The following is a 6,222-nucleotide window of genomic DNA, read 5'->3' as shown; positions in this document are numbered from 1 at the left end:
ATAAGCGCGAGTGGCTCAGCGGTGGAGCATCTCCTTGCCAAGGAGAGGGTCGCGGGTTCGATTCCCGTCTCGCGCTCTGGATAATTTCCATGTTGCTAAAATTTTAAAAAAGTTGTTGACAGTTTGCTGGCGGTGTGATATTATCCATATTGTTGTTGGTAGCACAACAGATAAGCGCGAGTGGCTCAGCGGTGGAGCATCTCCTTGCCAAGGAGAGGGTCGCGGGTTCGATTCCCGTCTCGCGCTCTTTTATATTAATTCACACTCAGGATTCAATCCTGATTTTTTTTTGCCCTCAGAAGCGATTGGTAATAAAATTTAAACATTTTTACTATTGAATAAATGACATGTAGTGATATAATCAATCACAATCGTTGAATATCAGAAAAAGTATAATTTTTACGAGGTAATGATTAAATTATGAAAGAGAGACTTAAGAATTTTCATCATTCAGCAGTTTTTATCTGTCTGGTTCTTGCAATTGTTCTGGACGTTGTTCTGGAAGCTCTTGGAAGACATTCGCTGTTTAAGGCGATATCGTATGTGTGGAATCAGCCGCTCATATTCCTGTATAACTGTTCGATCATTTTCTTTACGCTGACACTTTCGCTGCTCATGAGAAAGAGAATATTCGGATACTGCGTTATATCGTTTGCATGGCTGATACTTGGAATCACGAACTGCATAGTTCTGGGATTCAGAATAACGCCATTTTCAGCTATCGATATGCTTATGGCGAGGAATACGATAACTATCATAGACAAATATTTTAATGTATGGCAGATCGTGCTCATAGCTGCGCTTCTGTTCGTTGCGCTGGCAGCCATCATAGTTCTGTTCATAAAATCGCCGACGGTTACGGGCAATATATATAGAACGAGAACGACTGTGTTTATAGTTGCGACATTCTTCTGTGTAATGCTCTTCACCAAGATCGCGCTCAATGCACAGACTATATCAGATAATTTTGCAAACCTTGCAACGGCATACAACAATTATGGATTTGTATACTGTTTCTCAAACAGTGTGGTCGATGTAGGTATAGGACAGCCGAGTGATTACAGCGAGGATAAGATGCTTGAGATAAAGGACGATTTGGACAGTGTTGGCACAACGGATTCAAAGCTTGGCAAGGACAAGCCAAACGTTATATTTGTACAGCTTGAGTCATTCATGGATCCGTCATATGTAAAATGCCTCACGTTCAATGAGAATCCTATTCCGAATTTCACAAAGCTGAAGGAGGAATGTACATCAGGATTCCTGACGATGCCGGCGATCGGTGCAGGTACAGCCAACTCGGAATTTGAGGTGCTCACGGGATTTAACGTGGCATATTTCGGTGCAGGTGAGTATCCATATAAGACCATACTTGGCAAGCAGACCATAGAGAGCATGGCGACACAGCTGAAGCTTGATGGTTATTCAACACATGCCATGCACAATCACGATGGTACATTCTATGACAGATACAAGGTGTATAAAAACATGGGATTTGATACATTTACCCCGATGGAGTATATGTACAATCTGGAGCATACTCAGAAGAACTGGGAGAAGGACAATGTCCTTACTGGTGAGATCATGAAGACTCTGTACTCCACCACTGGACGGGATTTCATATTCACCGTCAGCGTACAGGGACATGGAAGATACCCATCAGAGCTTGACGAGGAGAATTACAGTTATCCTATAAAGGTTGCCGGAACAGGCGATGAGAGCCTTGATACACAGTGGACATATTACTGTAACCAGCTCCACGAGATGGACGATTTCATTGGCAAGCTTATAGACAGACTTAAGGCGTACGATGAGCCGGTCGTTCTCGTTATGTATGGAGACCATCTTCCTGGATTTGAGATCACAGAGGACGATATAACCAACGGAGACCTTTACCAGACAGAGTATTTTGTCTGGAGCAATATGAAGAACTTCCCGGTTGAGGATGAGGATATAGAGGCATATCAGCTCAGCACAAAGGTGTTTGATATGCTGGGATTTGAGAAGAGCTATGTGCAGAAGTTCCAGTCAAAGTACAAGCCGGGCTATGCAAACTATGATGATGATCTCGAGAACATTGAGTATGATATGCTTTATGGACAGAGATACATGTATCCTGATGGATGGCCATATGAGCCGACGAATATGAAATACGGCATAAGCAAGATCAGGATCTCGGAGATCACAAAGGGCGTGTATGTGCCACCGGTTGATGAAGAAGCGGATTTCACGGCAAATGATGGTTCCGGGGACGGTGAGAGTGCTGAGGAGCCACAGCCTATGAATGGATATTATATCCACGGAAGCAACTTCAATGAATGTACATTTGTGTGGATAGATGATGCCTTTTTGAAGGAGACTATCTATATAGACAGAGATACGCTGTTTCTTCCATATGAGGACTCGTTTGAGGCGGGCAAGGAGATATCCGTGGCGCAGGTCGGAGACGACAGTATAGATTTCGGAGTGGAAGACACTTATGTATATAAGGGAGATCCTGAAGATCCGGAGGACACAGAGACAAATGTGACCATGGAGACGGAAGAACTGCCTTGACAAGAACTATATAATTTGTTAGCATGTTTAAAAAGTTACATCACCCAACGCGATAAGTGTTGGGTGATGTGTTTTCTCTATTAAGGCTAATTGACGTACATAATGAGCACAATGCTCTTATTAAATATTTTACAGAAAGAGAGAGAAGAAAATGGGTAAGATTATTGGCGAAGGAATTACATTTGATGACGTTTTATTGGTACCTGCTTATTCTGAGGTATTACCAAATGACGTTGACCTTACAACAAAGCTGACACAGAAGATTAAGTTGAACATTCCTCTTATGAGTGCCGGTATGGACACAGTTACAGAGCACAGAATGGCTATTGCCATGGCTCGTCAGGGTGGTATCGGAGTTATCCACAAGAACATGTCCATAGAGAAGCAGGCAGAGGAAGTTGACAAGGTAAAGCGTTCAGAGAACGGTGTAATATCAGATCCATTTTACTTATCTCCAGAGCATACACTGGCAGATGCTGACGAGCTTATGAGCAAGTTCAGAATCTCAGGTGTACCTATCACAGAGGATGGCAAGCTTGTTGGAATCATAACCAACCGTGATCTGAAGTTTGAGAAGGACTACACAAAGAAGATCAAGGAGTCAATGACATCTGAGGGTCTTGTTACAGCAAAGGAGGGAATCACACTTGACGAGGCTAGAGAGATCCTTGGAAAGGCTCGTAAGGAGAAGCTTCCTATCGTTGATGACGATTTCCATCTGAAGGGACTCATCACGATCAAGGATATTGAGAAGCAGATCAAGTACCCATATTCAGCACATGACGCACAGGGCAGACTTCTCTGTGCAGCAGCAGTAGGATGTACAGCCAACATCCTCGACAGAGTTGCAGAGCTCGTATCAGCAAAGGTTGATGCGATAGTTATAGATACAGCACATGGACATTCAGCCAACGTTCTGAGAACCTTCAAGATGGTTAAGGAGAAGTATCCTGACCTTCAGGTTATTGCCGGTAACGTTGCAACAAGATCAGGCGCACAGGCTATGATCGACATGGGTGTAGATGCAGTCAAGATCGGTATCGGACCTGGTTCTATCTGTACAACAAGAGTTGTTGCAGGTATCGGTGTACCACAGATCACAGCTATCATGCAGGCATATGATGCAGCTATGAATGCCGGAATCCCTGTTATCGCAGATGGCGGTATCAAGTATTCAGGAGATATCACAAAGGCTCTGGCAGCAGGTGCCAACGTATGTATGATGGGAAGCCTGTTCGCAGGTACAGATGAGGCTCCTGGTGATTTCGAGCTTTATCAGGGACGTAAGTACAAGGTATACAGAGGTATGGGATCTATAGCAGCCATGGAGAATGGTTCTAAGGACAGATACTTCCAGGAGAACGCAAGAAAGCTTGTCCCAGAGGGCGTTGAGGGCCGTGTGGCATACAAGGGATCACTTGAGGATACAGTATTCCAGCTCATCGGTGGACTTCGTTCAGGTATGGGTTACTGCGGAGCAAAGAACATTGCAGAGCTTCATGAGAAGGCAGAGTTCGTCAAGATTTCAGCAGCTTCACTCAAGGAGAGCCATCCACATGATATCCATATCACAAAGGAAGCTCCTAACTACAGTGTAGAGTAATAGAAATTTGCATAGATGATATCAGATAAGAGGATGCATATCTGTCAGATATGCATCCTTTTTTCTTGACACCGTTCTGTTATGTGAGATAATGGAGAATAGGTGTCTTAGAAAAGAGGTGTTTGGATATTTATGAAGGTAAACAATCCAGGTAAAAAAGATCTTGACCAGCTTGTGATGCTTGAGCAGGAGACATTTCCTGAGGCTGAGGCAGCAAGCCGGGAGTCTATAGAGCGAAGACTGAAGGCACACAGAGAAACCTTCTGGGTGCTCAAGAAGGACGGACGAATAATAGCAGGTATAAATGGCATTACTACTAATGAGAAGGATTTGAGCGATGCCATGTATACGGGCGAGGACTTCTACGACAAGAAGGGTCGCTGGCTTATGATATTCGGCGTGTCAACTCTGCCGGACTATCAGCACAATGGATATGCGGCGAAGATAATGCATGAGGTTCTTCAGGAGACGGTCAAATGTAAACTCGACGGAGTCGTCCTCACATGTAAAGAGAACATGATCCCATTCTACGAACAATTTGGTTTTGTGGATGAGGGCGTGAGTGAATCTGAGCATGGCGGTGTCGTCTGGCATCAGATGAGGATAAGGCGCAGAGATATAAAACGTGATTATAAGCAGGATGTGATTGATTGTATAGTGATAGTAGTTGTGGCCGCCGTACTGGCATTTCTGCTGGGACGATTTGTGATATTAAACTGTAATGTACCTACTGGTTCCATGCTTGAGACAATACAGCTTGGAGACAATATAATAGGAAGCAGGCTTACATATAAGTTCTCTGATCCTGAGCGTGGCGATATAGCCATATTCAAGTGGCCGGACGATGAGTCCCAGGTATATATCAAGAGAATCATAGGACTGCCGGGTGAGACCGTGGAGATCATAGATGGTAAGGTATATATAAATGGAAGTGATACTCCGCTCAAGGAGGATTATCTGAGTGATGAGGCAAGGACTGACGTAAGATCGTTTGGACCGTATCAGGTTCCTGAGGACTGTTACTTTATGCTGGGAGACAACAGACCAAACTCAGCGGATGCCAGACTTTGGGAGAATACCTATGTGAAGCGTGACAAAATACTTGCCAAAGCAGAATTTGTGTATTTCCCATTTTCACAGATAACATGGCTTGGAAACGGAGCAGAGTATTAGATTGTATGTCATGATGGATAATCAGAGGAGATGGTCACATGAACAGAGTAAGATTTGACATGCATTGTCATACGGCTGAGGGATCACCCGATGCCAAAGTAAAGATTCTTGATTATATTGATCTGTTAAAGCAGCGTGGTTTTCACGGAATGCTGGTCACAGACCATGATTCATATTCCGGATACAAAGCGTACTTAAGGCAGAAAGATAAGGTGAAGGATTTCACTGTGCTCAGAGGTATTGAGTATGATACGTTTGACTATGGACATTTCCTCATCGTATTGCCATCAGATACACCTGAGGAGGTGTACGACCTGTTTGAACATAGGGGCATGGCGCTTATCAGGGTGATATGGCTTGTGCACGAGTGCGGCGGTATACTTGGCCCAGCTCATCCATTTGGCGAGAAGTTCATGAGCTTTGGCAGCACGAGAAGGCTTGGCGTGATAGAGCACAGACTATATGCACAGCATTTTGACTTCATAGAGGGATATAATTGCTGTGAATCAGCCAAGAGGAATAAGATGGCCAGAAGGCTTGCGTCATACTATGATATACCTGTTTTTGGTGGAAGCGATGCCCATAAGGAGAACTGTGTCGGACTTGCAGGTACATATCTTCCGGATTATATACATTCGGAGGATGATCTGATAAATTATATAAATGACGGCAATCATCCCGAGGTTGGCGGAAAGAGATACCCGAAGACCTTGAAGGACAAGATAGGACCTGCCGGTAAATTCCTGACGTATGGATTTTATTTATACAATATATATGGCGCATTCCGAAATTATCCTGCGAGATGTCGCGCATACTTTGCGGCATCGGCAAAGCTGAAGGCAAAAAGGAAAAGTAAATGTCCAGACAGGGGACTGGATAGCAAAAAATAA

General features: G+C 44.0%; 4 protein-coding genes and 2 tRNA genes. All 6 read left to right on the top strand.

The annotated features are described in order from the left end of the window. Positions 1-4 precede the first annotated feature (4 nt). The 6 genes from ABUA31_RS09815 (at position 5) to ABUA31_RS09790 (ending at position 6,222) form a co-directional block, all read left to right on the top strand. Positions 5-76: transfer RNA gene (locus tag ABUA31_RS09815), tRNA-Gly, on the top strand. Between the two features lie 98 nt (positions 77-174). Beyond that, positions 175-246 (top strand) — tRNA-Gly (locus tag ABUA31_RS09810). A gap of 174 nt (positions 247-420) precedes the next feature. Then, positions 421-2,556 (top strand): LTA synthase family protein, encoded by a 2,136-nt coding sequence (locus ABUA31_RS09805; RefSeq protein ID WP_349818742.1) that lies wholly within the window; start codon positions 421-423, stop codon positions 2,554-2,556. Between the two features lie 151 nt (positions 2,557-2,707). Beyond that, on the top strand, positions 2,708-4,159 hold the full coding sequence (gene guaB, locus ABUA31_RS09800) for an IMP dehydrogenase (RefSeq protein ID WP_015533942.1): 1,452 nt from the start codon (positions 2,708-2,710) through the stop codon (positions 4,157-4,159). Positions 4,160-4,291: 132 nt separating this feature from the next. Next, the gene (gene lepB / locus ABUA31_RS09795; RefSeq protein WP_015533941.1) at positions 4,292-5,332 is read left to right on the top strand and encodes a signal peptidase I; all 1,041 of its coding nucleotides are present in this window, start codon (positions 4,292-4,294) and stop codon (positions 5,330-5,332) included. Between the two features lie 38 nt (positions 5,333-5,370). Next, on the top strand, positions 5,371-6,222 hold the full coding sequence (locus tag ABUA31_RS09790) for a PHP-associated domain-containing protein (protein ID WP_349818741.1): 852 nt from the start codon (positions 5,371-5,373) through the stop codon (positions 6,220-6,222).

This window comes from Coprococcus sp. RTP31081st1_H1_RTP31081_211007 (genome assembly GCF_040227275.1).
GTDB classification, from domain to species: Bacteria; Bacillota; Clostridia; order Lachnospirales; family Lachnospiraceae; genus Coprococcus; species Coprococcus aceti.
Note: the sequence above shows the minus strand (reverse complement) of the source record. Positions and strands in the feature narration are given on the sequence as shown.